The 26,182-nt window shown below is 53.1% G+C and carries 23 protein-coding genes and 1 riboswitch; of the genes, 9 read left to right on the top strand and 14 right to left on the bottom strand.

Annotated features, from left to right (window positions below):
* Position 1: 1 nt before the first annotated feature.
* From cbiE to ACLTX1_RS00965, 10 genes are all read right to left on the bottom strand, one after another.
* The gene (gene cbiE / locus ACLTX1_RS01010) at positions 2-1,195 is read right to left on the bottom strand and encodes a precorrin-6y C5,15-methyltransferase (decarboxylating) subunit CbiE (protein WP_412330350.1); all 1,194 of its coding nucleotides are present in this window, start codon (positions 1,193-1,195) and stop codon (positions 2-4) included.
* A complete protein-coding gene (gene cobK, locus ACLTX1_RS01005; protein WP_308449526.1) occupies positions 1,192-1,926 on the bottom strand; it encodes a precorrin-6A reductase in 735 nt (244 codons plus the stop codon). The genes cbiE and cobK overlap by 4 nt, the downstream gene beginning before the upstream one ends.
* Positions 1,923-2,663: a precorrin-3B C(17)-methyltransferase gene (gene cobJ / locus ACLTX1_RS01000; RefSeq protein WP_308449525.1), complete on the bottom strand. Its 741-nt coding sequence runs from the start codon at positions 2,661-2,663 to the stop codon at positions 1,923-1,925. Before cobJ ends, cobK begins: the two co-directional genes overlap by 4 nt.
* A 1-nt stretch (position 2,664) precedes the next feature.
* Complete coding sequence (locus tag ACLTX1_RS00995; protein WP_308449524.1) at positions 2,665-3,654, bottom strand: cobalt-precorrin 5A hydrolase; 990 nt, start codon at positions 3,652-3,654, stop codon at positions 2,665-2,667.
* Positions 3,651-4,409, bottom strand: coding sequence for a precorrin-4 C(11)-methyltransferase (cobM, locus tag ACLTX1_RS00990; RefSeq protein ID WP_308449523.1), 759 nt, complete (start codon positions 4,407-4,409; stop codon positions 3,651-3,653). The genes ACLTX1_RS00995 and cobM overlap by 4 nt, the downstream gene beginning before the upstream one ends.
* A 2-nt stretch (positions 4,410-4,411) precedes the next feature.
* Positions 4,412-6,316 carry a cobalt-precorrin-5B (C(1))-methyltransferase CbiD gene (gene cbiD, locus ACLTX1_RS00985; RefSeq protein WP_308449522.1) on the bottom strand — a complete coding sequence of 635 codons (1,905 nt, stop codon included), beginning with the start codon at positions 6,314-6,316 and terminating at the stop codon, positions 4,412-4,414.
* Positions 6,313-7,338, bottom strand: a complete 1,026-nt coding sequence (locus ACLTX1_RS00980; protein ID WP_308449521.1) for an iron ABC transporter permease — start codon at positions 7,336-7,338, stop codon at positions 6,313-6,315. Before ACLTX1_RS00980 ends, cbiD begins: the two co-directional genes overlap by 4 nt.
* 7 nt (positions 7,339-7,345) lie before the next feature.
* Positions 7,346-8,512 carry an ABC transporter substrate-binding protein gene (locus tag ACLTX1_RS00975; protein ID WP_412330349.1) on the bottom strand — a complete coding sequence of 389 codons (1,167 nt, stop codon included), beginning with the start codon at positions 8,510-8,512 and terminating at the stop codon, positions 7,346-7,348.
* Entirely contained in the window at positions 8,509-9,378 is an 870-nt protein-coding gene (locus ACLTX1_RS00970) for an iron transporter (protein ID WP_412330348.1), read from the bottom strand. Before ACLTX1_RS00970 ends, ACLTX1_RS00975 begins: the two co-directional genes overlap by 4 nt.
* An 86-nt stretch (positions 9,379-9,464) precedes the next feature.
* Positions 9,465-10,739 carry a sirohydrochlorin cobaltochelatase gene (locus ACLTX1_RS00965; RefSeq protein WP_412330347.1) on the bottom strand — a complete coding sequence of 425 codons (1,275 nt, stop codon included), beginning with the start codon at positions 10,737-10,739 and terminating at the stop codon, positions 9,465-9,467.
* Positions 10,740-10,980: 241 nt separating this feature from the next.
* Positions 10,981-11,193: riboswitch (cobalamin riboswitch) on the bottom strand.
* 191 nt (positions 11,194-11,384) lie between these two features.
* On the opposite strand from ACLTX1_RS00965, the gene ACLTX1_RS00960 reads away from it, so the two are divergent.
* Genes ACLTX1_RS00960 through ACLTX1_RS00950 form a run of 3 tightly spaced genes read left to right on the top strand, consistent with a single transcriptional unit; the run spans position 11,385 to position 14,663 of the window.
* Positions 11,385-12,584, top strand: coding sequence for a Gfo/Idh/MocA family protein (locus ACLTX1_RS00960; protein WP_395507043.1), 1,200 nt, complete (start codon positions 11,385-11,387; stop codon positions 12,582-12,584).
* An 18-nt stretch (positions 12,585-12,602) separates the two neighbouring features.
* Positions 12,603-13,433: a sugar phosphate isomerase/epimerase gene (locus tag ACLTX1_RS00955; protein WP_308450137.1), complete on the top strand. Its 831-nt coding sequence runs from the start codon at positions 12,603-12,605 to the stop codon at positions 13,431-13,433.
* 21 nt (positions 13,434-13,454) lie between these two features.
* A complete protein-coding gene (locus tag ACLTX1_RS00950) occupies positions 13,455-14,663 on the top strand; it encodes a Gfo/Idh/MocA family protein (RefSeq protein ID WP_412330346.1) in 1,209 nt (402 codons plus the stop codon).
* Between the two features lie 61 nt (positions 14,664-14,724).
* On the opposite strand, the gene mutY is transcribed toward ACLTX1_RS00950, so the two are convergent.
* On the bottom strand, positions 14,725-15,774 hold the full coding sequence (mutY, locus tag ACLTX1_RS00945; protein ID WP_412330345.1) for an A/G-specific adenine glycosylase: 1,050 nt from the start codon (positions 15,772-15,774) through the stop codon (positions 14,725-14,727).
* A 200-nt stretch (positions 15,775-15,974) separates the two neighbouring features.
* Here mutY and ACLTX1_RS00940 point away from each other — a divergent pair, with 200 nt between their 5' ends.
* From ACLTX1_RS00940 to ACLTX1_RS00920, 5 genes are all read left to right on the top strand, one after another.
* A complete protein-coding gene (locus tag ACLTX1_RS00940) occupies positions 15,975-16,751 on the top strand; it encodes a tRNA threonylcarbamoyladenosine dehydratase (RefSeq protein ID WP_308450046.1) in 777 nt (258 codons plus the stop codon).
* Positions 16,752-16,939: 188 nt separating this feature from the next.
* The gene (locus ACLTX1_RS00935) at positions 16,940-17,821 is read left to right on the top strand and encodes a tRNA 2-thiocytidine biosynthesis TtcA family protein (RefSeq protein WP_343285004.1); all 882 of its coding nucleotides are present in this window, start codon (positions 16,940-16,942) and stop codon (positions 17,819-17,821) included.
* Between the two features lie 186 nt (positions 17,822-18,007).
* Positions 18,008-18,490 carry a MarR family winged helix-turn-helix transcriptional regulator gene (locus tag ACLTX1_RS00930; RefSeq protein WP_343285003.1) on the top strand — a complete coding sequence of 161 codons (483 nt, stop codon included), beginning with the start codon at positions 18,008-18,010 and terminating at the stop codon, positions 18,488-18,490.
* A complete protein-coding gene (locus ACLTX1_RS00925) occupies positions 18,477-20,279 on the top strand; it encodes an ABC transporter ATP-binding protein (RefSeq protein ID WP_412330344.1) in 1,803 nt (600 codons plus the stop codon). Before ACLTX1_RS00930 ends, ACLTX1_RS00925 begins: the two co-directional genes overlap by 14 nt.
* Positions 20,242-21,894, top strand: a complete 1,653-nt coding sequence (locus tag ACLTX1_RS00920; RefSeq protein WP_412263661.1) for an ABC transporter ATP-binding protein — start codon at positions 20,242-20,244, stop codon at positions 21,892-21,894. Before ACLTX1_RS00925 ends, ACLTX1_RS00920 begins: the two co-directional genes overlap by 38 nt.
* Positions 21,895-21,961: 67 nt before the next feature.
* On the opposite strand, the gene ACLTX1_RS00915 is transcribed toward ACLTX1_RS00920, so the two are convergent.
* The gene (locus ACLTX1_RS00915; RefSeq protein ID WP_412263659.1) at positions 21,962-23,077 is read right to left on the bottom strand and encodes a hypothetical protein; all 1,116 of its coding nucleotides are present in this window, start codon (positions 23,075-23,077) and stop codon (positions 21,962-21,964) included.
* A 261-nt stretch (positions 23,078-23,338) separates the two neighbouring features.
* Here ACLTX1_RS00915 and sigG point away from each other — a divergent pair, with 261 nt between their 5' ends.
* The gene (gene sigG / locus ACLTX1_RS00910) at positions 23,339-24,118 is read left to right on the top strand and encodes an RNA polymerase sporulation sigma factor SigG (protein WP_176820275.1); all 780 of its coding nucleotides are present in this window, start codon (positions 23,339-23,341) and stop codon (positions 24,116-24,118) included.
* A 75-nt stretch (positions 24,119-24,193) separates the two neighbouring features.
* Here the strand turns inward: sigG and ACLTX1_RS00905 are convergent, their stop codons facing one another.
* Positions 24,194-25,411, bottom strand: a complete 1,218-nt coding sequence (locus ACLTX1_RS00905) for an alanyl-tRNA editing protein (RefSeq protein WP_308450040.1) — start codon at positions 25,409-25,411, stop codon at positions 24,194-24,196.
* Between the two features lie 64 nt (positions 25,412-25,475).
* On the bottom strand, positions 25,476-26,141 hold the full coding sequence (locus ACLTX1_RS00900) for a hypothetical protein (RefSeq protein ID WP_308450039.1): 666 nt from the start codon (positions 26,139-26,141) through the stop codon (positions 25,476-25,478).
* Between the last annotated feature and the right edge of the window lie 41 nt (positions 26,142-26,182).

Raw genomic sequence — 26,182 nt, 5'->3', positions numbered from 1 at the left:
GTCATTCCCTCACAATCAAAAAAACGGGATTATTCGCCTTCATCAGATGCAAATTACCGACTGAACTGCTGCGGCTTATGGAAATTTGTGTGATTTGCGCAGTCATGCCGTGGGTTGCAAAAGACGAAAGCGCCGTTTGCAGCGTTTCAAGCGCGATAGCGGAAACACACAGGCGAGCACTCGGATTTGCGGTCAATACAGCATCGATGATCTCGGGCAGATTGCCCTTACTGCCGCCGATAAACACGGCATCCGGTGCAGGAAGATCCGTTAATTTTTCCGGCGCTTTGCCCTCTGCAAGTGTCAAATTATGTACATGAAATTTGTCTCGGTTTTGTTTTATCAGCGAACAGGCGGCTGCGTCACACTCCACGGCATACACGTATCCGAGCGGCGCAGCAAGCGCCATTTCTATGCTGACACTGCCGGTCCCCGCGCCGATGTCCCAGAGAATATCGGTCGGTTTAATGGCAAGCTTTGCGAGTGCCGCAGCGCGAACCTCCTGCTTTGTCATGGGTGTTTTGCCGCGGATGAAGACTTTATCCGGCAAACCCGGCACACGCTGCACGGGTACTTCACACGACTCTACAAGAAGCACACATAGCGGTGCAAAAACACTTTCAGATATTTTTCGCACTGTATTCTTACTGATTTTTTGCTGTGGTGTACCGAGATTTTCACCGACAACCGCCTGCACGTCTCCCAGCCCGGCTTCGGTGAGTTTCGCGCAGATCACTGCGGGAGTTACTTCGCCGCCCGTTAAGAAAAATGTGGGCTTACCCATGCTGCACGCAGCAACAGGGTCACATGCACAGCCGTGCGCGGAGACGAGGTTCCAGTTCTGCCACGGTTCGTGGATGGAAGCAGAAAGCAACTGTACGCTGGAAACGCCCGGAATCACGGTGTATCCGATGTGGCGTTCATCGAGCACGCGGCACAGTGCAGAGGCGCCGGAATAAAACCCGGTGTCACCGCTGTATACAAGTGTGATATTTTGTTCTTTTGTTGTTTCAAGCACTGATAAAATCTCACCGATTTTATACATTGCGATACGATTTTGTGTACAGAAATCCGGCAAGTTTTCGAGTAAACGCTTTGCGCCGATGATGAGTGTGGCTTCATGCAAAGCTTCTGCTCCCTGCGTTGTTACGCTGTCGACTGTGCCGCCTCCCATGCCGACTAAAGTGATTTTCATAGCAATTCTCTACACCTTTCAAGGATACTTTCAACTGTCTCCCCGTTCTCCCGCGGGCGGCGCAGTACAAGGAGGCGTGCACCGCAGTATTCGCAGGCTTTTGCTTTTTCCATAAAGCCGCCTACTGCGCCGCCGTCTTTTGTAACGAGCCATTGAATGTTGAATTGTTCAAGGATCACGCGGTTGAGGTCAAGTGAAAACGGGCCTTGCATGGCGATGATGTTGCGGTGCGGAATGTCGAGGGCTTCGCATGCGCGAATACCGTCGAGTGTGGGCAACACACGTGGAAAAATCCGCTTTATATCTAGATTTTTAAAAGCAGACAACTCCTTTGCACCGGTCGTGAGCAAGACATTCCCGGCAGTACTTTCGAGATATTCTGCCGCTTCTGCTGCCGTTCCAAACACGATACTGTTCTTCGGCAATTCGCTTTCGGTACGGAGCAATCGATGGTACTCAACGCCTGTCGTTTCACACGCTTCACAAATGGTGCGCGTGGCTTCTGTTGCATAGGGGTGCGTTGCGTCCACACAGATTGACGCGCCGTGCAAAAGTTTCGTCATCTCTGCGGCAGTGCATCTACCTACATGAATTGTGATATTTTCATTCTCGTCTTGTTCTTCTGCACCGATCTCTGTTGCAACACTGACAAGAACTTCTACGCCGAGGTTTGCCAAAATTTTTGAAAACTGTCTGCCCTCTGTCGTTCCGCTGAACACCACAGCTTTCATACCGTGCGATACCCCCTTGGCGTTACCATTTTGCTTTCGATATTCTTTGTTGTTTTGTTGCCTATATATACAGTCGTGAACATATCGACCTGCTTGTTTTCAAGTTCGCGGAGCGTTATGATCTCACTTTGCTGCCTCTCTCTGCCAATGTTGCGTACGATGCCGCAGACGGTCTCCTCCGATTTGCCGTTCTGGAGCAAAATACGGACGGCACGCTGTAAATAATCGGGCCGACCTTTCGAGGACGGGTTGTAGATTGCCACGCAGAAATCGCCCATGGCGGCGCAGGCAAGGCGCTTTTCAATCATTTCCCATGGGGTGAGTCGGTCGGAAAGGGAAACTACGCAAAAATCATGCGCAAGCGGTGCGCCCAAAACCGCACCGCCGCTGAGCGCCGCCGTAAGTCCCGGAATGACCTCGATCTCGACGCTCGGGTAATTGGGTGCAAGTTCCAAAATCGGGCTCGCCATGCCGTATACGCCGGCATCTCCCGAACAGACAAGCGCCACGGTTTTGCCGCTTTGCGCGGTCTCAAGCGCCCAGCGGCAACGGTCGATCTCCTTTGTCATGCCCGTTGCGTGCACCTCTTTTTGGGGATAAAACGAGCGGATAAGATCGATGTAGACGGTGTAGCCGCATAGTACGTCGGCGTTTTCGAGCGCCGTTTTCGCCTGTGCGGTCAAAAACTGCGGGTCGCCGGGGCCAAGGCCCACGACATAAACGAGATTTCGCTTCATTTTACACGCTCCAATCCGGGGTAAAGGGTTTTGCGGCGACGGCGAACGTCACGCCGCTGTATATATGCTTTTCGATCACCAATTCGCCGCCCGACGCCAGTACGGCCGCACGGGCGCAGACGTTGTCAACGCCCGTTATCTGCTGCACAAATGAAGATGATGTGAATTCACCGGACGTTTTTTTGAGCTCCTCGGCTGTATAAAAACGGATGTTAAAATCATGGTTTTGACAGAATTCCAAAAGTCCCGGTTCATCTTTTTTGAGGTCTATGCTCGCACACGCACAGATGCTTTGCGGTGCACAGCCTGTTTTTTTGCAAAATTGTTTAAATGTTGCTTCGATATGTTCAGCCGATGTGCCGCGTTTGCAGCCGACGCCAAGCACGCAGATTTTTGGAACGAGGTGCAGCGCATCACTCTGCGGGTAGAGTGTTACGGAAAAATCGGCTTGATGGTTCTCGTCTGCCGGGAAAACATTTTTAGGTTGAGTGCCTGTGATTTTCCACTGCGAATCATAATAAACCACTTTACCGGCGAGCAGTGTGCTGCTGACGGTTTTGATACGCCCAGGCTCGAGCACGTGGCAGTTCTGCGCTTTCGCCCACTCGTCTACGGCGAACACGCCTTCGATGTCGGTCGCGGTCGTGATGACCGGCACTGCGCCGCAGATGCTCGCGAGTTTCTTGGCAAGGTCATTTGCGCCGCCGAGGTGACCGGACAAAATCGGAATGGAAAACCGACCGCGCTCATCGAGCACAATCACAGCAGGATCGGTCGCCTTACTTTTGCAATGCGGCGCAATGGCGCGCACGGCGATGCCGACAGCGCCGATGAAGATGAGTGCATCGGATTTTTGAAAGTTTTCGGCCGTCCACTCGGATAATTTCACGCCGTTTTTACCGCCGCGACTGATGCTGCCCGGATGTGAAAAAGCCAGCCTTTCTGCGAGTTTTAGTCCGGTTTCGGTGAAAGCGATATATGCGCAGCTCATGCTTTGCTGCCTTTCCGATATTCCGTCGTGAATGTGGGATCGTAGAGCTTACTGCGGTCGTATCGTGTGCCGAGAAAATCTCCGACGACAATAAGCGTCGTTTTGGTGATGCCCGCTTTATGCACGCTTTCGGCCAAATTACCGACAGTGCAGCGCACGATTCTTTCCTCCGGCCACGTGGCTTTGTAGACGACTGCCACGGGAGTGGAAGCCGTATAAGCACCCTGCAAAAGCGCCTGCTGCACCTGATTGACCAAACCGATTGAAAGGAAAATCACCATGGTCGCGCCGTGTGCGGCGAGGCTTTGCAGCTTTTCTTTTTCCGGCACGGGCGTGCGGCCTTCCATGCGCGTGATGATAACCGTTTGACTGACAGACGGCAACGTATATTCTGCGTTTAAAGCTGCCGCCGCGCCGCAGAAGCTGGAGACACCGGGGGTGTCGTCATAGGGAAGGCTTTCTGCATCAAGCCTATCCATTTGCTCGCGGATTGCGCCGTAAAGGCACGGGTCACCTGTGTGCAGACGAACTGTTGTTTTGTTGTTCTTTTCGTTCTCGCGCATGACGGAGATCACATCTTCCAGCGTCATTTTGGCGCTGTTATAGATCGTGCAATCTGCTTTAGCGAGCCCCAAAAGTGCAGGGTTGACAAGGCTGCCGGCATAGATGATGCAGTCGGCAGTCTGTAAGAGCGCCGCGCCACGCTGCGTGATGAGATCCGGCGCGCCTGGGCCGGCACCGACAAAATGTACCATGTTTACGACTCCTTCCACTTTTGCAGCAATTTTTCTGCGGTTTCGGTCTGCCCAAGGGGGCCGGTTTGATTGGAAAACAGCACCGCGCCGACTTGAAATGCACCCGCTGCGCGGCGCTCGAGGTGCAGCTGTACAGCGTTTATCAGGCCGTGCATGACAGGCTCGCGCAGACCGTTTTGATCCAAAATATCAAGGCAGGCATCGGTTGTGGCCGCCTGCATCAGCGCTTCGCACACCTCTTTTTTCGCGCCCGCAAGCGCCGCATACGTGCAGAAAAGCTCCGTGCGACAGTCCGCCATGCGGGAGTGCGTGTTCATAATACCGCCCGCGACCTTCACGAGCTTACCGATGTGCCCGACGAGTAAAACTTCTTCAAAGTGCTCTGTTGCGGCGGCATCGAGCGCGTCACCGATAAAATTCGAGCACTTTATGATGGGAATATCCAAGAGCGTGAGGTTGGTTTCACGCAGATAATCGAGGCCGTAGTTGCCGGGCGTCAGAATCAGGCGGCGCGCACCGTTTTTGAGCGCAGCCTGATGAATTTCCAGCTGCATCGTATCGACGATTGCCTGCTGACTCATCGGTTCCACGATGCCGCTGGTGCCGAGCACCGAAAGTCCGCCGATAACGCCGATGTGTGGATTGAACGTCTTTTTCGCGGCCTCTTCCCCACCCTCGATGGAGACAAGCACGGAAAAACCGCCTTTATACTCAAATGTTTTGGCTTCTTTTAAGAGGGCTTCGGTGATCATCTCGCGCGGAACGTGGTTGATGGCCGCCGCGCCGACGGGCTGGTCAAGCCCGGGCTTGGTCACACGGCCAACACCCGTGCCGCCGTCGATTTTGACGATGCCGTGTTCATTGGGCAAAAGCGTCACATTTGCGATGACGGGCAGGCCGTCCGTGGCGTCAATATCGTCTCCTCCGTCTTTGCGAATGGCGCATACGGCGCCGGTTTCGGTCTTCTCACAGTAGATTGGCGCGACCTCAACAACGATGCCTTTCGGTGTACGCAGACCGACCGTTTCCAGGGCCTTGCCGGTGAAAAGCAGTCGCGCCGCACCGGCGGCACCGAGTGCCGCGCACGTGCCCGTTGTGTAGCCGCAGCGCAATAATTTTTGTCCGCTGCGAATGTAGTGCTCAAACTTTGGCGGCTCCTTTTTACCAAACAGAAACGTGTATTCTTCATCGGACATTTTATATAGCTTTTGTATGTTCTCTTTTTGAAACGCGTCTTTTACGGTCATGATGTCCGAGACACTGTCCAGCGAAACGCAGACAACGGCATCGGAGAGCTTCTGCGCGAGGTCAAGCTCGTGCAGGCTCAGGATAATTGCGGTGTTCTTCTCTTTTGCGAGGTGGCGCAGGATCGTCATGAGCTCCGCTTTACCTTTAACATCGAGAAACGACGTCGGTTCGTCCAAAAACAGAATTTCCGGCTTCTGACAGACTGCCCGTGCCAAAAGGACACGCTGGCGCTGACCGTCGCTGATCTTATCAAAATCGCGGTCGGCAATATCGGCTGCATTTACGAGATGCAGCGCGTCGAAAACCTGCTTTTTATCTTCTTCGGAAAGGATTCCGAGACGACCGGTATACGGGTAACGCCCGGCTGCGGCGACATCAAAGCAGGTCGTGAGCTCTGTGCGGTTCGTGTGCGGCACCATCAGCGCCATTTTGCGCGCGCGGGCATTCGGTGCGTATACCGAAAGGGACTGCCCATCGAGCAAAACGGTCCCACCCTGCGGCGCAAGCTGCGCGGCAAGCGTTTTCATCAGGGTCGATTTACCCGCGCCGTTCGGGCCGATAAGCGTCAAAATTTGTCCGCGCTCGGCGGCGAATTTTATATGCTCCAAAAGCGGCGAATTGTAGCCGACCGCAAGGTCGTTCGCTTCACAATAGCTCATGCTGCCGCCTCCCTTCTCTGTTTGCGCACAAGCAGCAAAATGACCACCGGTGCGCCGAAAATCGCCGTGACGGAGCTGACGGAAAGCTCCGTCGGCGCAAATATACTGCGCGCGATGAGGTCACACAAAAGGCAAAATGCTGCACCGCCTAAAACGCACCCCGGCAGCACGTGCAAAGGCTTTGCACTGCGGAGTGTGCGCTTTACGAGATGCGGCACCGCGATGCCGACAAAGGAGATCGGCCCCGCAAATGCCGTGACGCATGCCGCGAGCAGGCTGGATAACAACACAAGTGTAACTGAGAACGGACGCACGGAAACGCCGACACTCTGCGCATAGGCTTCACCCATTTGGTACGCCGCCATCGGTTTGGAAAGCATAAACGAAAGCGCAAGGCATGGCAGCACAATTAAAGCCGCCGTGAGGACATTCTCCCACGTCATGCCGGAAAAGCTGCCCATCGACCAGTTGTGTAGATTCACGATGTTGGAATCCTGCGCAAATGCAACAACAACGTCCGTGACAGCCGAACAGATATAGCTAATCATCACGCCACAGATAACGAGCACGCCTGCGCGCTTTACGCGCTGTGAAACGGCCAAGACGAAGCCCATAGCGACCATGGCACCGACAAATGAAGCTAAAATCAGCGTGAGTGAGCTTGTGAACAAACCGTGATTTAAAAGCACGACCATCGTGAGTGCAACGGCGAGCTTTGCGCCGCCGGAAACACCCATAACGAACGGCCCGGCGATAGGGTTTGCAAAAAAAGTCTGCAATAAATAACCCGCAACGGACAGCGCCGCACCGAGCAAAACGACCATGACGGCGCGCGGCAGGCGTAAACCAAATATGATCTTTTGCGCGAGTGCGTTATTCCCCGCGCTGAAAAGCGTGCTTAAAATGTCCTTCGGCGAAAGGGCCGTGCTGCCGCAGAAAATGTTCAGCATAAACAGCGCGAACAATGCAGCCGTGAGCGCAAGATATGAAATTGTCAGACGCTTTGTGCCGTTTAGTTTCATGGTTTCCTCAGCTTACATGTGTCAGAAATTTCAGTTCATCTTCGTTGACCGCATTCGGGCTTTCCGCCGTGAACACGCGGTTCATGTCCAAAATCAAATCGGGCAGCTCCATGCTTTCCTGAAACAGGCTTTGCGTGGTACACCAGACGTTGCCGTTCTGCACGGCTTTGAAATCTGCCAGCATGGGACATTTTGATAAGAGCTGCTCGGTTGTTTTAATCTCGCCCTCGATGGTACTGTTGTAGATTAAAACGTCAGCGTCTTTCGCGCCGGCGTAGAACTCCTCGAGCGAAAGATTAATCGTTGCGAGGTTATTGCCGTTATCGGAAAGATCGGAAAAAACGTATTTGCCGCCCGCCATGCCAATCATCTTCGCAACGTAATCGTTCGATTTACGCACCGTGACAAGGTTATTCGACGTCACAGAGAAAAATGCTGCCGTTTTGTCTGTGGTATCCTGCTCCAAAAGCGGCCGGATGCGCTGAACCTGCTCGTTGAAGAACGTTTCGGCTTCCGCCTCTTTATCAAACAAAATGCCATAGAGCTTCACCCACTCCATGCGTGCCAAGGGGTCGGATTCATAGCTGGAGCGCTCAACAAGCACGGGAATGCCAAACTTTTCAAGCTGCTCTTTCACTTCCGGCGTATGGTAGATCATTGTGTTTTCAATCGCGAGGCCGCAGTTTGCAGACACGATGCGCTCGTAATCCGGCGCGCTGTACTTACCCGCGTAGAAAATTTCACCGTTTTCCATGGCTTCTTTCGCTTCCGGCAGATACCAGTTTTCGGCACTCGTGCCGGAAAGCGTGACGGCGCTTCGTGCATCGAGCTTCAGGATCGGGTCCATCGCAGACGTGGAGACGAGATAGACATTTTCAAGCGGTTTCTGCAAAACGGTGATGTCTTCCGAAAGACCGTTCGGCACGGTACTGTTTTCCGGCACGACGAGGTAGCGGGCATTCTGAATGGTGATGAGCCTTGTACCGCCGGTGCACTCGTCCACGGTGAACTCTTTTGCGTATTCGAGCGGATAGGCGCTTTCGACTTGAAAATCTGCTTGCGTTTCATCGGCCTGCGCTGGGCTTGATGTACTCTCAGGCTGTGCCGGGTTTGCTGCGCAGCCCGTGAAAGCCAGAAGCAAAAGCGCCGCTAAAAGCGCTGTAAGCCGTCTCATGCGGTAAGAGACGCGCTGTCAAACGTCAGGGTGTATTCGATCTCGTGCGGAGTGCTCATGGCGGTGGTATCTGCCGTAACGGCGAGTGCGGTATCGAGTGCGGCGACGGGAATTTCAAACACGGAGTTGCCTTCGGTATTGACGGGCAGATACTTTTCGCCGTCCACGATCATATAATCGTAGTTTGGGCTGCTCCATGTGATCTCCGCGGTCATTTTGCCGTCCGCAACGGTGAGCTCCGTGGGGCTCTCGATTGTTGCACGGCCGGAACCGCCCTCAAGCGTGACGTTGCACGTATACGTGCCGTCCTCCGGCACTTCGGTCTCTGCGTCGCTTGCGGTGTCCTCAACGATCGGCTGCGGGTTACGCACGCTGACCTTGTGGTCGTACCACGTGCCCTTCGTGCCGATGAGCGCAAGTTCAAAATCTTTATCGACACTTTTCAGCGGGATGTCAAAGCCGTAGACTTCTTCCGATGTGCCGTCTTTATAGGTGACGGTATCGGTGGTCGGCTGAAGCCATTCGCTTTCGTTCTGCTTTGCGTCCTCTGCCGTACCGAGGTACAGATTTAAGATCTTCTTAGAACGCAGGCTGACGTGGAACGTCATCTCGCCGTTTTCAACTGTCAGCGTACCCATGCCCTCGCAAGTTTCGTTCGCCTGAAACATAGAACTGTCCGTTTTGAACTCTGCCGTGTACATGCCGTCTTCCGGCACAACGTCCGGCTCTTCGGTGGGGGTGGGCTCTGCGCTTGAAACGGAAGTTTCGGAAGACGCACTGCTTTCATTCGTATTGCCTGCGCACGCGCTGCACCCGAAGATCAGGAACACCGAGAGCAAAAGGGCTGTAATCTGCTTCTTTTTCATTTTGTTATACCTCTTCTTTATTTTAAAAACAATCTATAAACATAAGCGCCCGAAGAGCGATTCTCTCCGGGCGCTGTGTTTACGGATTAGCCATTCAGGGAATCGATCGCTGCCTGCGCGTGGTCGATGTAGATCTGCTGAATATCCCCAATCTCACCGAGACCCGCAATCTGCGTATCAACGCTGTCGAAGCAGTCCGCAGCCTTGAACCGGCTCAACCAGGAATCCTCATCGTCGCCAGCCATATCGTTGTTGGCATGGTCACCTGCAACGACCATCAGCGGACGGAGCACAACCTTCGTAAAGCCTGCTTCCTTTACCTTTTCGATAACGGCTTCGCAGGAGGTGTCTTCCGGCTCACCCTCAACGGTGCCGACAAATACGTTCGTGTAGCCGAGTGTTTCCATGGTGGTCTGCATCTGGCTGTAGCTGACCTTTGCAACATGCGCCGTACCGTGGCCCATAAAGACGAATGCGGTACCGTCTTCTGCAGCGGCAGCAACGTCATCATAACCGGCGGTTTTCACAGCTTCAGCTGTGATGGCCTTTGCAACAGCTTCCTTATCCTCATTGATAACAGTCGCATCGTCGCCCACTTCGCCGAGCAGCGGCTCTGCAACAGCGATGCTCTCAAACTTATCCTTATACCGGTCAAGCAACTCGTTCATCTCGTCGTACTCTGCGCCGTGCATGAGATGCGTCGGCTGCACAACGAGGTTCTTGACGCCGTTTGCGACAGCACGGTCAAGCGCCTGCTGCATGTTGTCAATCTTCTCATCGTCGCGCGCCTGCACGGGGTTGATGATAATCTGAGCGGTGAACGCGCGGCGGACAGACCAATCCGGGTAAGCTTCCTGCAGAGCGTCCTCAATGCCCTTGATATCCTTTACGCGACTGTCGTTGAAGGACGTACCGAAGCTGACAACGAGCAGCTCGTTTTCGCCGATTTCGTCTTCGTTGCGCGGGTCGTCTTTCGCGGCGTCACCCGTATCGCGGCCGAAATAATCCGGGTCGGCGTTATCGCCTTCCACAAGCTCCTTCTGCGCATCGGTCAGCGCGTCCCAAGCTTCTTTTGCTGCTTTGCATTCTTCATCGGTATTGTCATTGCGCTCCTGCACATAGATTGCGTCGATGAGATCCGCAACATTCTTCGCTGCCATTTCGTCTGTTTCCTCCTCGGTTGCGCTCGCCGCGCTGCTTTCCTCTGAGGAGCTCTCGCTGCTTTCAACTGTGGAAGAAGTGCTGCTCTCCTCAGAAGATGCGCTCGAAGACGCGTTATTACCGCAGCCTGCGGCAGCGGTCGTGAGCATTGTAACTGTCATTACCAGTGCAGCGGTCTTTTTCCATGTAAGCTTACTCATGGGTGTGCTTCCTTTCCGTGGTCAATATCAACCCTTATTGTATTTTCACTGAAAGAAGGGTACAGGAAACTAAGGTATATATGAATTTTCTTTCAAATACACCATAAAGCCCATGAGAAAAGCCGAGGTCCTTTGTGCTGCCGAAACGTACAAAGTGTATAGAACGGCAACACAAAAAGACCCCGGCATATAGTCAGAGCATTTTCGGTACAACCAATTCCTCGTGATTTGGAGTGTGACACTCCCGTACCAACACACAGGCAGGTTTCCCGGCTGAAAGATCGTCATCTGCCGCCGCCTTCCCAAGCTATGCTCAGTGACCGGCAAAACGCCATGGCGGCAAACTCCCTTATCACGGTGACGAGATCGTGCGGGATTTGCACCCGCTTCCCTTTTACCCTTTTCTATGTGCTTTTAAAAGCACACGAAAGGCACCTGTGTTTTCATTCAGTTTTCGCAGTACAGTATAGCACAGGAAATGCAAAAAAGCAAGATAATCCGCCGTTTTTTGCCTTGCATGCAAATTTGCCCGAAACTTAAGCAAAACGTCTTGCTATTTTATGCGAAACGTGTATAATATACATGAAAATGGACGCGTGAATTGCCGAGTGGCGGCGATTTACTTTTATCAGGGAGGAATTGAATTTGGTCAAAGTTGCAATGATCGGCGTCGGTGCCATCAGCGGCATTTACCTTAAAAACATCACGACGGTGTTTAAAGAGGTGGAGCTCGTCGGCGTATGCGACCTTATCCCGGAGCGCGCGGAAAAAGGCGTGCAGACGGTGAAGGAATATATTGAAGCAGGCGCAAAAGCCCCCGTGCCGAAAATTTATAAGGATATGTATGAAGCGTTCAACGATCCCGAAGTGGAGGTTGTTCTGAACCTCACCCGCCCGTATGAGCACTATGGCGTGACGAAAGCCGCGCTGGAGCACGGCAAGCATGTGTTCTCCGAAAAGCCGCTTGCGGCGGACATGGAAGAAGGCGACGAGCTTGTCGCCCTCGCTGAAGAAAAGGGCCTTTTGATGGGCGGCGCGCCGGATACGTTCATGGGCGCGGGCATTCAGACCGTGCGCAAGCTTGTCGATGACGGGTACATCGGCGACATTGTTGCGGCGAACTGCGCGATGATCTGCCATGGCCACGAGACATGGCACCCGGACCCGGAGTTCTATTATAAGCGCGCAGGCGGCCCGATGATGGACATGGGTCCGTATTACGTGACGGCGCTCGTGCAGCTCATCGGCGAAGCGAAGGGCGTCATCGGCATGACGAAAAAGACGTTCCCGGAGCGCATCATCACGTCCGAGCCGCACTACGGCGAGAAAATCGACGTCGATATCGACACGCATCTGACGGGCAGCATTGCGTTTGCAAACGGCGCGGTGGCGCAGATTTGCACAACATTTGATGTGCATTACGCACCCGGCGCACAGTGCCGCTTTGAGCTGTACGGCACAAGGGGCACCATCTGCGTGCCGGACCCGAACACGTTCGGCGGCCCGGTGCTCGTGTACCGCCCGGAGGATCAGGTAAACGGGCAGGCAATCGACCCCGGCTTGATAGCACACAACGCGCCGCAGTATTACACCGGCTACAAAGAAGTGCCGCTGCTGTTCGACTACAATGAAAACTCCCGTGCACTGGGTCTCAGCGACATGTGCAAGGCGTTGCGCACCGGCCGCGATTTCCGCGCGAACTACCAACAGCAGCACCATGTGCTGGAGATTTTGACGAGCTTTGAAAAATCCAGTCGCGAGGGCAGATATATCCCGCTGAAAACACACTACACGCGCACGGCACCGATGCAGAACAACCCGATGCACGGCATTCTGGATGAATAAAACGGAGGTACATATAGAATGAAAGCAGCCTATACCGGTTGGACTTGGCTGACCGCCAAGGACGCTGAGACCGCCAAAAAGCAATTGGAGCAGTCTTTTAAGGAATGCAAGTTCCTCGGCTATGACTATGTGGAAAACTTCGCCTTTATCGGCGATTATTTTGAAGACCCGAACGAGCTCATCGAGATGGAAAAGCGCTGCGGCGTGGAGCTTGTGAACCTGTACGGTCACTTTGGCACCGATGTGGAAGAAAACATTGCAGTCGGAAAAAAGCAAATCGATTTTCTCGCAGCCATCGGCGGCAAGTGGTACAACTGCCAGCACGGCGGGTATTTCGGTGACGGCGGTCCGCTGGAGCGCCCGACAAACCCCGAGGTGCTCGATAAAATCTGCGCCATTGCGGACACGCTCGGCGCTTACGCAAAGGAAAAGGGCGTGACGCTGTGTTTCCACCCGCACTACGGCACATGCGTGTTCTGGGAAAGCGACATTGATTATTTGATGGCACACACCGATCCGCGCTACGTTTCGTTCTGCATCGATACGGCACACACAACGCTTGCGGGCATGTCCCCCGTCGAGCTCATCAAGAAGGTCGGCCCACGCCTTGCGTATATGCACCTCAAAGACGTAGACACCTACGCTTTGAAGACCGCAGAGGGTGCAGACAAAATGGGCACATTCCGCGCGCTCGGCCATGGCACCATCGACTTCCCTGCTGTGAAAGCGGCGCTTGAGGAGATCGGCTACAACGGCATTTTGTGCGTGGAACTCGACCGCCCGGAGGTCGGCAACTTCCATTCGGCAGAGGTTTCCAGAATTTACATTCGAGACGTGCTGGACATTTAAGTTTATTTAGGAGTGAATTTTATGACAAACGCAAATCCCGTAAAGGTCGCGATGATCGGCGTCGGCAAGATCAGCGGCATTTACCTTAAAAACATCACGAACGTATTTAAAGAGGTGGAGCTCGTCGGCGTATGCGACCTCATCCCGGAGCGCGCGGAAAAAGGTGTGCAGACGGTGAAGGAATACATCGAAGCAGGCGCAAAAGCCCCCGTGCCGAAAATTTATAAGGATATGTATGAAGCGTTCAACGATCCCGAAGTGGAGGTTGTTCTGAACCTCACCCGCCCGTATGAGCACTATGGCGTGACGAAAGCCGCGCTGGAGCACGGCAAGCATGTGTTCTCCGAAAAGCCGCTTGCGGCAGACATGAAGGAAGGCACAGAGCTGATGGCGCTCGCAAAGGAGAAAAATCTCCTCATGGGCGGCGCACCGGATACGTTCATGGGCGCAGGCATCCAGACCGCGCGCAAGGTTATTGATGACGGGCTGATCGGCGATGTCATCGGTGCGACATGCGCAATGATTCAGCACGGTCCCGAGACATGGCACCCGGACCCGGATTTCCTCTATAAAAGAGGCGGCGGTCCAATGATGGACATGGGCCCGTATTACGTGACGGCGCTCGTGCAGCTCATCGGCGAGGCAGTCGGTGTAACGGCTGTGACGAAAAAGTCGTTTAAAGAGCGTCTGATCACCTCCGAGCCGCACTACGGCCAAAAAATCGACGTGGAGGCCGATACGTACCTCACCGGCAACATCACGTTCGCGAACGGCGCCATTGCGCAGGTGTTCACGACGTTTGATGTGTACTATCCCTCGCAGAACTACGCACGCTTTGAAATTTACGGCACGAAGGGCACGATGATCGTGCCGGATCCGAACACGTTCGGCGGCCCGGTACTTTTGATGCGCCCCGAAGACGTGGAAGCAACGCACTCCGATCCCGGCCTGCGCACAGGCAATCTGCCCGCTTACGCCGGCTACAAGGAGATTCCTCTGCTGTTCGACTACAACGTGAACTCCCGTGCGCTCGGTCTCAGCGACATGTGCAAGGCGCTGCGCACCGGCCGCGATTTCCGCGCGAACTGCCAGCAGCAGTATCATGTGCTGGAGATTTTGACGAGCTTTGAAAAATCCAGTCGCGAGGGCAAATTCATCCCGCTGACGACGCATTACACGCGCACCGCGCCGATGAAAAACAACCCGATGCACGGCATTTTGGACGACTAAAATCGCATAAAAGCACAGCCCGCAGCTTGGGTTTTCCTGCTGCGGGCTGTTTGCTGTTTATTTATAGTGTTTTCAGCTCGTCTGAAAATTGCCGAAAGGCGGTAGGCAATGCGAAATCACGCTCAAGTTCCGCAAGGCTTGCCCACGTAAACGCTTCGGACATCGCGTTGCAGCGGATCACATAGCCGGTCATCTCCCAGCGAATATGTGTGAAAATGTGCGTCTTGTGCGTTTCGAGCATCAGCTCCTTCGGGTCGGTGTGAAAGCTCTGCGCTGTTTGCACGGCGGTTTGGGCATCGAGCTTTTGAGGTACATTCGGGAACTGCCATAACCCGGCGAGCAAACCCGTCTCGCTTCGCTTTTCCACGGCGAATCTGCCGTTGCATTCGAGCAAAAGCACGGTACGCTCTTCTGTTTTCTTTGCGGCTTTCGGACGTTTTACGGGGTATTTTGTGACGTTTCCGGCTTTATATGCATGGCAAAAGCTCTGCGTGGGGCAGACTTCGCACTTGGGGCTTTTCGGCGTACAGACACACGCGCCAAGCTCCATGAGCGCCTGCGTGAACGCGCCGCAGTGCCCTTTCGGGTAGACCTTGCAAAGCGCCTCCCCTATCTCTTTTTTTACCTGCGGCAGGTCGATCGGGCGGTCGTCCGCCGTCATGCGCATGATTATGCGCAGCACGTTGCCATCCACAGCCGCCGCGGGCTGCTCAAAGCAAATGGACGCCACTGCGCCCGCCGTATACGCGCCGATGCCCGGCAGCTTTTCGAGCGCTTCGGCGGTATCGGGAAAAGCACCGTTTTGCGTTTCGGTGAGGAGCTTTGCCGTTTTCTGCAAATTTCGTGCGCGGGAGTAATAGCCGAGTCCTTCCCAAAGCTTTAACACGCGGGCTTCGTCGGCTTCTGCAAGTGCCTGTACTGTGGGAAACGCTTCCATAAAGCGCTCGTAATACCCGATGACGGCTTCCACACGCGTTTGCTGGAGCATGATCTCCGAAACCCACACGCGGTACGGCTCCTTCGTGTGCCGCCAAGGCAGGTCGCGCGCATTTTTCTCGTACCACGGCAGCAAAACTCCCGGCAGCGCAGCGTAAATTTCGTTTTGTTCCATACTATCCCCTTTTCCCACTCTTTTAATCTTGGGTTTACAGTATAGCACACCTGTTCTAAAAAAGGAAGCGGTATTGCATGGAAACGGCAGATGCGGTATAATCGGTATTATCTTGACTTTCCCGTTTAAGTTTTGTATACTTTACAAAGCATACTGAATTTATAGGCGATATAAAGACAAACGCTAAGGAGCGAAGAAATATGTTGAACCAATTTTCCAGAACGGAGCTGATCTATGGCCGTGACGCCATGGAGATGCTGAAGGATGCGCGCGTAGCCGTTTTCGGTATCGGCGGCGTGGGCGGCTACACGGTAGAGGCGCTTGCGCGCAGCGGTGTGGGCTCGCTCGACCTCATCGACGACGACAAGGTCTGCCTGACAAACATCAACCGCCAAATCTACGCGACGCGCAAGACGGTCGGTCAGTACAAGGTGGATGTTGCGGCCGAGCGCATTAAAGACATCAACCCGGACGCCGTGGTGCGCACATACAAGACATTCTACACGCCCGAAACGGCCGACCAGTTTGATTTTAAACACTACGATTATATTGTGGACGCCATTGACACGGTGACAGGCAAGATTGCGCTTGTGATGAACGCAAAAGCGGCGAAAACGCCGATCATCTGCTCCATGGGTGCCGGCAACAAGGTAGACCCGACCGCGTTTGAAGTGACAGACTTATACAAGACCTCCGTTTGTCCGCTGGCAAAGGTTATGCGCAACGAACTGAAAAAGCGCGGCGTGCGCAAGCTGAAAGTGGTTTACTCCAAAGAGCTGCCCATCACACCCGTGGACGACATGGCCATAAGCTGCCGCACGCACTGTATCTGCCCGCCGGGCACCGAGAGAAAGTGCACGCAGCGCCGTCAGGTGCCGGGCAGCAACGCTTTTGTGCCGTCCGTTGTGGGACTCATCATCGCGGGCGAAGTCATCAAAGATCTGACCGGCTTCAAAGGCCGCGGCATCGGCGCATAATCTACTTGGATTACGCCGCAAGTACGCCTGCTCCGTGGAGCCCCCCCTTCCGCGCGGTGTATGCCGCGAGCTGCGACCGTAAAATGCGCTGAACTCTTGGCGCATCCGTTTAAGCCATCCGATGACCGAGGATAAACTCGATGAATTTGAGAGAATCTTCAACAAGCTATATTTGGAGTTTACATAAAATGGAAAGAGAACTTGAACCCTACCAGCGCGTTGAGCGCAGTATACAAAAGAAATTCCGCAAGTCGATCTGGGTGCCGTTCATCGCTGCGGTAAAGCGTTACGAGCTCATTCAGGAAAACGACAAGATTGCGGTGTGCATCTCCGGCGGCAAGGATTCCATGCTGATGGCAAAGCTTTTGCAGGAGTTGCAAAAATACAGCGAAGTTCCGTTTGAGCTTGTGTACCTTGTGATGGACCCGGGCTACAATGAGCTGAACCGCAAGAAAATCGAAAGCAATGCGGCATTACTGCACATTCCGATCACGATTTTTGAGACCGATATTTTTTCCGTGGCAAACAACACCGAAAAGAACCCGTGCTATTTGTGTGCAAAAATGCGCCGCGGACATTTATACAGCAAAGCGAAGTCGCTCGGCTGCAACAAGATCGCACTTGGACATCATTTCAGTGACGTTGTGGAAACCACTGTGATGAGCATGTTTTACGGTGCGCAATTACAGGCGATGCCACCAAAGCTGCACAGCCAGAATTTTGAAGGTATGGAGCTCATTCGCCCCATGTATTGCATCCACGAAGACGACATTTTATCATGGAAAAGATACAACGATTTGGAGTTTATCCAGTGTGCATGCCGCTTTACGGAAAACTGCGCAACGTGTGACAATGACGTAAGCGTCTCTAAGCGGCAGGAAACAAAGCTTTTATTGCGCCGCTTAAAACGCGATAATCCGAATATAGAAAAGAATATTTTCAACAGCATCCATTCCGTTTGTCTCGACACAATGGTCGGATATAAATCACGCGGTGTGACGCACACGTTCACCGAGATCTACAACACCCGCACGGAAGAACTGAAAAAAGAATCAAAAGAAGACGAATAACACAAAGGGCGAACAGCGGAAATCTCCGGCTGCTCGCCTTTCGTTACAGCAAAAGAGTTAGGCATTACTAATCCTCAAGAAGTTTTGTTTACTTTATGTAGTTGACAGTGCGTTTTAGTTGTGCTATCCTCTATTTTAGTTGAACATACAACTAAACGCTTTTATCTGAAACGGAGGCACAGCTCTATGGACAACACAGAGCGCAAGATAACCAAGATCGCCCGTGAAGCCAATCGGTTTACGGTGCAGACGATGAAAGAAGACGGCATAGGCACAGCGGAAATGGATGTGATCCACTTTGTACGGCATAATCCCGGCACAACACAAAAAGAAATGTGGGAAGCGCTGAAGATCGACAAGGGCGCAACGGCGCGTCGCGTGGCGCGGCTGGAGGAAAAGGGCTACCTCACCCGCGAGCCGAATCCTCTGGACGGCAGAAGTCAGCTGCTCTACCCCACTGAAAAAGCCGAAGCGCTCCGCAACTCCAAGGCGGAAATTGAGGGTTTGTTTTACGAGTGGCTGCTCGACGGCCTGCCTGACGACGAAAAAGAGGTGTTCTGCAAAATACTGAACACCCTCTATTTAAAATCCAAGGAAGAACGCCGCGCAGGTTTTCTGCATGTCGCACAGCGCGTAAAAGAGAAAGAGGCTCAGAATGAAGACAAATAGGAAGTCTGCGGAGTTTCAACCGAATCGTGTCCTCTCTTACTTTAAGGCAGAGTGGAGAGCACTGCTGATTGTCACAGTCTCCGGCCTGATCTACAACATCGGACTTTTGACCGGACCGTGGTTTGAGGGCACGATGACCGGGTACCTTGTAGAGATTTTAAACGGCACCGGACAGTTTTCCGGCATGCTGATGCTCGTCATCCGCTTTGCGGTCGTCACGGCGGTCGTGCAGATCTCACGCTACGTGAAGCGCTTTTACGTACGCCGCTTTGCAAACAATGTGAATCGGCGCATGAAAGAAACTTTGTACGGCAGCCTTGTGAAAAAAAGCCGTGCAAGTTTGCGCGAAGAAGGCGAAGGCAATATCATGACGAAGGCCATTCTTGACGTAGACGACTGCGTGGAGGGCATGCGCAAATTCACGACCGAGATTTTCGACACCGGCGTGGCGCTGACAGCATACCTCTGCATGCTGCTGTGGTATGATTGGCGTTTGACTATTTTGTGCATGCTTTTCCCGCCGATCTCGTATGTTACAGCGGAAAAGATGAAAAAAGTCATTCAAAAAGCCGGCGCGGCGTACAAGGAGCAATCCGGCCGGCTGAGCACCGCCACTCTGGACCGTGCAGAAAATGCCATGACCTATCGCGTTTTCGGTCTTGAAAAAAAGCGTCAGGCCGTATACGAAGAAAACCTGACGAGCTATGAAAAAGCAGCCGTGAAAGCGAACATCTGGAACGCTGCCATGCCGCCGATCTACCGCATCATCTCTATGGCGGGCGTGTTCTTTATTTTGTATTTCGGCCAGAAGAATGTGCTTGGTACCGGCTGGCAAGCATGGAGTATTGCTTCGTTTACAACGTTCCTTGTATGCTTTGTAAAGCTTTCCGTAAAATCCTCCAGCGCCGCAAAGCTCTTTAACGCGGTGCACAAGGCGCAGGTCTCTTGGAACCGCATCAAGCCCCTGCTACCGCAGGAAGAGGAAAACGAGACCGATGAAGTCAAAGTAAAGAAAACGCCCGTTGAGGCGCTCAAGGTCAAGCACCTGAGCTTTACATACCCGGACGGCAAGAAAATTCTCGACGATATTTCGTTCTCGGCGAAAAAGGGCCAGATCATCGGCATCACCGGCGCAGTCGCATGCGGCAAATCAACGCTCGGCAAGGCGTTTTTGTGCGAATATCCGTACGAAGGCCACATCACGGTGGATGGCGCGGAGCTGCAAAACATGGAGCAAAGCGTGCGCACGGGCATCATCGGCTACCTTGGACACGACCCGGAGCTCTTTAACGACAGCGTGGAAAACAACGTTCTGCTCGGCGACAGCAAAAACAGCGATACGTATTTAAACTCTGCGTGCATGAAGCAGGAGGTCGCGGAAATGACCGACGGCAAAAATACGCTCATCGGCAGCGGCGGCGCGTACCTTTCCGGCGGTCAGGCAAAGCGCCTTGCGTTTGCCCGCACGCTGTGCCACGATAAGCCGATCCTCATTCTGGACGATCCGTTCTCCGCGCTCGATAAGAACACGGAAAAGCAGGCGTTCGTCAATTTGCAAGCGCTCGCAAAAGACAGCATCGTGCTTTTGATTTCGCACAGGTTATACCTTTTCCCGGAGATGGACGGCGTGATCTGGATGGAAAACGGCAAGGCCGTGACCGGCACACACGAAGAGCTGCTGAAAATCGTCCCCGAATACGAAAGCCTGTATACATCGCAAGTCCATACCACAGAGAACGGAGGTGCCGAACATGACGCGCAAAAAGCAAGTGAGAACGGTGATCTTTGACACCGTAAAAAAGCAAAAAGGCCTTTCCCTCGGCATTGTTTCGGCCGTTATCGGCGCTGTTGTGTTCGCACTTATCCCGCCGCTGATCTTGGCCGATATTGTGGACTCCATCACAGCCGGAACCGACGCCGCATTCGCACGTATCCTACTGTATTTCGCCATGCTGGCGCTCACCGGGTTCACAGAATCCGCGCGTGAAAGTCTGCTCGTGGTATTCGGCCAGAAAATCACCCACGCGCTGCGCAGCAGCTTAATGGACAAATTTACACACCTTACCGCCGACAACATGACAAAACAGGAGCCCGGCACGCTCGTTTCCCGCTTTGTCGGCGATGTCGATACCGTTGAAACCCTATTCTCCTCCGGCATCATCAGTATGTTCGCCGATGCGTGCAGAATCATCAGTATTCTGGTCGTTATCTGGTTCCAAAACCGCGGTCTGGCAATCGTATTGCCCGTTTTGCTGCCGTTCCTGTTCTGCTTCACGCGCCACGTGCAGAAAAATATGCTGGCAGCGCAGATTGAAAACCGCAAGGCCGTGGGCCGCGCTTCGGGCCATGTGCCGGAAACACTGCACAACATCCGCACCATTCACTGCCTCGGCAAAGAGAAGTACATGGAAAAGCGCTATGACACGTACATCAACGAGAGCTACCGTGCTATGGAAAAGACGAACTTCTATGATGCCGTCTACTCCCCCGTTATCCTCATTACGAACGCGGTGGTCGTCGCCGTCGTCATGCTGCTTTCCGCTTCCGGCAACACCACCGTGCTGACGTTGTTCGGTATGTCCGCCGGTACGGCTGTTGCCGTTATCAACTACATTTCGCAGATCTTCACGCCGGTTGAAAGCCTTGGCATGGAGATTCAAACCATCCAGTCCGCGTTGGCGGGCATCCACCGCATCAACGAGTTCTTCGCGCTGGAAGAAAATCCCGATACCGTACCGACACATGAGCCGAAGACCATCACCGCAAGAAGTGAAAGCGTGCCGTTTGTCGAGTTCCGCGATGTCACGTTCGGCTACGATAAGCGCGTGGTGCTGGATCACTTGAGCTTTAAAGTCATGGACGGCGACCAGGTCACGCTGACCGGCCGCACCGGCGCCGGCAAGAGTACCATCTTCAAGCTTCTGCTCGGTCTTTATAAGCCGCAGAGCGGCGAGGTGCTCATTCACGGCGTGCCGGCGGCCGATATCTGCGACGATGAACGCCGCCGTCTGTTCGGCTGCGTGGAGCAGACGTTCCACATGGTGCCGGGCACCGTGCGCGATCAGATCACGCTATATGACAGCACAATCAGCGATGAAGCCGTGCACACTGCGGCGGAGCTCACCGGGCTCAAGGATACGATTGAAAGCATGGAAAAAGGCTACGACACGCGTTGTACCGATGATCTGTTCTCGCAGGGTCAGTGGCAGCTTTTGTCCATCGCAAGAGCTGCAGCAGCCACACCGAGCATGCTGCTGTTCGATGAGATCACCGCAAACCTTGACGCCGAGACCGAACGCGCCGTGCTTTCCGCTTTGAAACGCGTAGCGGAAAACCGCACCGTCATTTCCATCTCGCACAGAACTTCTGCCGAACTTAGTCGCATCATCGCTCTGACAGATTAAACACAACACACAAAAGGCGAACCGCTCTTTACCAGAACGGCTCGCTTTTTAACTTACATAAATTTATTCAGTTTACATAATTCAATTCTGTGCTTGGCTGGATTACTGGGATCAATGCGCTGTTATGTATATACTTATTCAACGGAATACAATCCGCATACGTGAGCGTTTCGTTCCACGGGTCAAACTCAAAAAGCAGCAAGCTGTTCGCTTTATCCGTACTTGTGTATGCGACTGAAAAGTAAATTTTTGAGTTCACCACAATGACCTTATCAAATTGCAGCTGCGTAGTCGGACTCCACAGATAGTTCGTTGCGCCCACTGCTTCATTCACTGCTTTTTCTTTCTCAAGCTCCGCGGATAATTCTTCTTGATAGATCTCATACAGCTGCTTTGCGTATTCGTTATTCAGCTCGTCCAATCCGAAGCTCCAACGCCGGTCGGTTTTATAATTGCCGAGCGATAATGTCTCGCCGTTGTCGCGCACCTCTGCCCACACGTCGTTTTCGTAGAGGTGATATTCGTCCATGCGCACAGCCCGCACCTCGTCGATCATCATGTTATACTCGAACACATGGTCATAATCCGCCAGCGCAAGCTTTCGGTCGATCCAGAAAAAGCCGAGATAGTGGATATCCGGGATTTCCATGCAGGTGTTCGGGATTTGGTTCAACGAATCAGAAGCTCTATAATCATATTTTTTAAGGCCGGGTAAATTGATCAGCGAAGCAGAAAACAACAACTTGCGATCTTCTCTTTTGGGATAGGTTTCCGAAACCACGGAACAACGCCAAGTAGCTGTAGAACCCTTTGTTACACCCGTTTGATACCCCGAATTTACCGTTGTGGTCATGACAGTCGAGCTCGGCGCGACGTAATAGATTCGACCGTTGTATATCGCCGCGATCTCGGATTCCCATACAAGATCATTTTTGCCGCAGCTGAGCTGCTGCACTTCGCCTTTGCGTTTCAGATAGATGCCCTCGTCCACAACGGCAACCGGCGCGCTCACCTGCCGCTCCCAGTCTTTGAATTCGTCGTACAGCTTCATGTTGTTTTTGCCCGTTTCACCGATGAACCCGATTTTCGATTTAAATAATCCCGCTGTGACTGTTGCACCGCAGCCGGAAAGCAAAAGCACCACTGTTAAAACACCGGAAAGAAGCCGTTTGTAAGCTTTCATTCTCTCCCCCTCCAAAACAATCCAATTTACATAACATTTTATAATCATATTCTTTTATATCCGTACATGGAACACCGCTGTTTCGTATCTTATAATCCAATCATACCATGTTGCTCGCGAAATGTCCACTTTTTTTAATTTAGAGCAATTTTTTCTATGCGAAAATCATACAAAACTGATTAAAGCTGATTATACCGCTTAAAACCGCCCATACTCCTGTTTGCAAGCGCCGCAAAATTTGCAAATTGTGGAGGTGCTTTTATGTATGCGTATGCGCAGAGCAAAGTGGAGATTTGCGGAGTGAACACGGCAAAGCTGCAAACCCTGAAAAATGACGAGATGCGCGAGCTTTTAGACCGCAGCCATCACGGCGATAAAGATGCGCGCGATAAGCTGATTTGCGGCAATTTACGTTTGGTGCTCAGTGTCATCCAGCGCTTTACAAGCCGCGGCGAAAACCCGGATGACCTCTTTCAGGTGGGCTGCATCGGGCTCATCAAGGCCATCGATAATTTCGATCCAAGCCACGAGGTAATGTTCTCCACCTACGGCGTGCCGATGATCTCCGGCGAAGTGAAACGCTTTCTGCGCGACAACAACGCCGTGCGCGTCAGCCGTTCCATGCGCGACACGGCGTACCGCGCCATGCAGATCAAAGAGCAGCTGACGAACGAAAACGGCAAAGAGCCGAACATCACGGAAATCGCAAAGCGCATGGAGTTGCCGCCCGAAGACATCGTCATCGCGCTCGAATCCATCGTGGAGCCGGTGTCTCTTTACGAGCCGGTGTTTTCCGACGGCGGCGACACCATTTATATTATGGATCAGGTGAAAGGCGGCACGACGGACGGCGACTGGCTGGAGGAAATTGCCATGCGCGAGGCGATTCGCGATCTGACCGACCGCGAGCGAAAAATTCTTTCCATGCGGTTCATCGACGGCAAAACACAGACCGAAGTCGCCGGGGAGATTGGCATCTCGCAGGCACAGGTCTCACGCTTGGAAAAAGGCGCGATGAGCCGCATTAAAGCAGAGCTTTGAGCCAGAACGGCAAGGGAATTCCCCTGCCGCGTACATAAAAACGCAGGCTTATGGAAAGTCTGCGTTTTATCTGTTTTAATTCAAGTTTTGTAGCGGTTCGGATAAAATCTCGCGAAGTTTTTGCTCTGTCTCAGCTGTTTTGGGGCAGGAGCCTTGCGATGTCACGGGGCTGCCACCGCCTTTTGCGCCGAGCAAAGCGTTGATTTTCTGTGCGGCGGCGCGGCAGTCGAGCGCGCCGTTTTTGCCGCGCGCGCAAATATAGCGCAAACGGTCACTTTCATTGCAGAACAGCACAGCAGAGAATTTATCGTCCGCGCAAAGCGTTTCTGCAATCGTTTTGCATGCGTCAAAATCGACCGGCAGGTATGCCGCAATGAAATTCTCCTGTGCTTCGGCATGCAGCTTTTCGCTGTACAATTTTGCAAGCTGCGCGTTTTTCTCGCGGAGCTTCTGGTTCAGGCCCTGCACCTGTTCTTCCTTGCGGGCGAGCGCGTCGAACACGCCGTCCGGCTTTACGGAAAGCGCAGCGGCGGTGCGGCGCAGCTCGGCGTTTTCTTTTGTGAAGTGCTCCAGCGCCAGCACGCCGCAGGCGAACGTGATGCGGCAGCCGGATTTATACCGCATATGCTCTAAAACCTTGATTAGGCCGACCGGTGCGGTGCTCATGAAGTGCGTGCCACAGCAGGTGCACATTTCGGTGTGATCACCGTCTTCCACCTCCACGATGCGTACTTCGCCGTGCAGCTTCTCATTTTTCTTGCGCAGCGGCAGATTCGGAAGCTCGGAAGCGTCCACATTAAAAATACGCACGGGCGCGTTTTTCCAAACGAGTTCATTGGCGTATTTTTCGCCGGCTTCGATCTCCTCATCCGATAAATCATGGTCAAGGTCGATGGTCACGACATCTCCCGCCATGTGAAAGCCGACGTTTTCCGCGCCGAACAGCACGTCATAGGCATGCGAAAGCAGGTGTTCGCCCGTGTGCTGCTGGGTGTATTTCAAACGCTTTGCGGCATCCACTTTGAGCGTGACGATTTCGCCCACCGCAAACGGCTTTCCTGTGCGGTGCAGCACCGTGCCGTTCGCTTCAAAGCAGTGCGTGACCGGCACAAAGCCCTGCATAGGGTCGTAAACCGTGCCGATGTCGCTCAGCTGCCCGCCGCCCTCCGGAAAAAACGGTGTGCGGTCAGTCTCAAGGTCATAGCCGTCGTTTTTGTTCGGCGTACAGCTCACAACACGCGCGGTGCATTCGAGCATCTCCGGCGCGGTGAGATACAATTTTTCGCAGCTCATTTATGTACTCCTTTTGTAAAACGAGGTGCCGCCGCAGCCGCACCCCGCCTATTCTATGTTTAATTCAGTTTAATTCAAAATGTTCCGCAAGCTTTTGAAGCACTTCTTCGCGCGTATCGCGCTCTGTGTTTTCCCGTATCAGCGTGAAAAATCCGCTGTGCAGATAAGCTTCATACACCTCCGGGCTGTTCACCGACGCAATACACGCTTTGAAATTTTCAAACGCCGCTTCCGGGTTCGAGCACTTTTCGATCTCTTTCAGCAAAAACTGCTTTTCCGGATCGCCGCGGTTGAAAAACAATGCAACAGACATACTTTGCGGTGAGAGCATCACCGCCACGTGGTTCGGCTCTGCGATTTTATGCAAGGTATCAAGCGGGATATTGGTATCGACTATGACTTTTCTGTCGCCCGAAAGTCGAATCAGCTCGGCGACTTCAAATTCCGCTACTTCTTCCGAGACGCCGTTATACCAATCATAAAATTCCTTCGGCGTGCGGGAAACGTAGTGCTGCCAACTCGGCATCGTGTTGAAATAATTCAAGTTTGGCTGATTCTGTTCGTCAACGGCGGACAAGATCGTGTCCATGTTGTAATTTTCTTCGCAGTGCAGCATGTTGTACTTTTTTGATAACATGCTGCACATGGTCGATTTTCCGGCATATGCCGTGCCGGTGATAAAATAGCAGTTTTTAAGATAGAATTTTAAAATATTATCTTGAATTTTCATGTATATAGCTCCTTTTTGACATAACAAACTTAGGGTCTCTT

The sequence above is a fragment of the Hominenteromicrobium sp. genome, assembly GCF_046974225.1.
Classification (GTDB): Bacteria; Bacillota; Clostridia; order Oscillospirales; family Acutalibacteraceae; genus Hominenteromicrobium; species Hominenteromicrobium mulieris.
This window is presented reverse-complemented; position numbering and strand designations above follow the sequence as displayed.

Bases quoted from the DNA above. Each gene is read 5' to 3' on its own strand.
- cbiE (WP_412330350.1), bottom strand. From the start codon at position 1,195: ATGAAAATCACTTTAGTCGGCATGGGAGGCGGCACAGTCGACAGCGTA.
- cobK (WP_308449526.1), bottom strand. From the start codon at position 1,926: ATGAAAGCTGTGGTGTTCAGCGGAACGACAGAGGGCAGACAGTTTTCA.
- cobJ (WP_308449525.1), bottom strand. From the start codon at position 2,663: ATGAAGCGAAATCTCGTTTATGTCGTGGGCCTTGGCCCCGGCGACCCG.
- ACLTX1_RS00995 (WP_308449524.1), bottom strand. From the start codon at position 3,654: ATGAGCTGCGCATATATCGCTTTCACCGAAACCGGACTAAAACTCGCA.
- cobM (WP_308449523.1), bottom strand. From the start codon at position 4,409: ATGGTACATTTTGTCGGTGCCGGCCCAGGCGCGCCGGATCTCATCACG.
- cbiD (WP_308449522.1), bottom strand. From the start codon at position 6,316: ATGAGCTATTGTGAAGCGAACGACCTTGCGGTCGGCTACAATTCGCCG.
- ACLTX1_RS00980 (WP_308449521.1), bottom strand. From the start codon at position 7,338: ATGAAACTAAACGGCACAAAGCGTCTGACAATTTCATATCTTGCGCTC.
- ACLTX1_RS00975 (WP_412330349.1), bottom strand. From the start codon at position 8,512: ATGAGACGGCTTACAGCGCTTTTAGCGGCGCTTTTGCTTCTGGCTTTC.
- ACLTX1_RS00970 (WP_412330348.1), bottom strand. From the start codon at position 9,378: ATGAAAAAGAAGCAGATTACAGCCCTTTTGCTCTCGGTGTTCCTGATC.
- ACLTX1_RS00965 (WP_412330347.1), bottom strand. From the start codon at position 10,739: ATGAGTAAGCTTACATGGAAAAAGACCGCTGCACTGGTAATGACAGTT.
- ACLTX1_RS00955 (WP_308450137.1), top strand. From the start codon at position 12,603: ATGAAAGCAGCCTATACCGGTTGGACTTGGCTGACCGCCAAGGACGCT.
- ACLTX1_RS00950 (WP_412330346.1), top strand. From the start codon at position 13,455: ATGACAAACGCAAATCCCGTAAAGGTCGCGATGATCGGCGTCGGCAAG.
- mutY (WP_412330345.1), bottom strand. From the start codon at position 15,774: ATGGAACAAAACGAAATTTACGCTGCGCTGCCGGGAGTTTTGCTGCCG.
- ACLTX1_RS00940 (WP_308450046.1), top strand. From the start codon at position 15,975: ATGTTGAACCAATTTTCCAGAACGGAGCTGATCTATGGCCGTGACGCC.
- ACLTX1_RS00935 (WP_343285004.1), top strand. From the start codon at position 16,940: ATGGAAAGAGAACTTGAACCCTACCAGCGCGTTGAGCGCAGTATACAA.
- ACLTX1_RS00930 (WP_343285003.1), top strand. From the start codon at position 18,008: ATGGACAACACAGAGCGCAAGATAACCAAGATCGCCCGTGAAGCCAAT.
- ACLTX1_RS00925 (WP_412330344.1), top strand. From the start codon at position 18,477: ATGAAGACAAATAGGAAGTCTGCGGAGTTTCAACCGAATCGTGTCCTC.
- ACLTX1_RS00920 (WP_412263661.1), top strand. From the start codon at position 20,242: ATGACGCGCAAAAAGCAAGTGAGAACGGTGATCTTTGACACCGTAAAA.
- ACLTX1_RS00915 (WP_412263659.1), bottom strand. From the start codon at position 23,077: ATGAAAGCTTACAAACGGCTTCTTTCCGGTGTTTTAACAGTGGTGCTT.
- sigG (WP_176820275.1), top strand. From the start codon at position 23,339: ATGTATGCGTATGCGCAGAGCAAAGTGGAGATTTGCGGAGTGAACACG.
- ACLTX1_RS00905 (WP_308450040.1), bottom strand. From the start codon at position 25,411: ATGAGCTGCGAAAAATTGTATCTCACCGCGCCGGAGATGCTCGAATGC.
- ACLTX1_RS00900 (WP_308450039.1), bottom strand. From the start codon at position 26,141: ATGAAAATTCAAGATAATATTTTAAAATTCTATCTTAAAAACTGCTAT.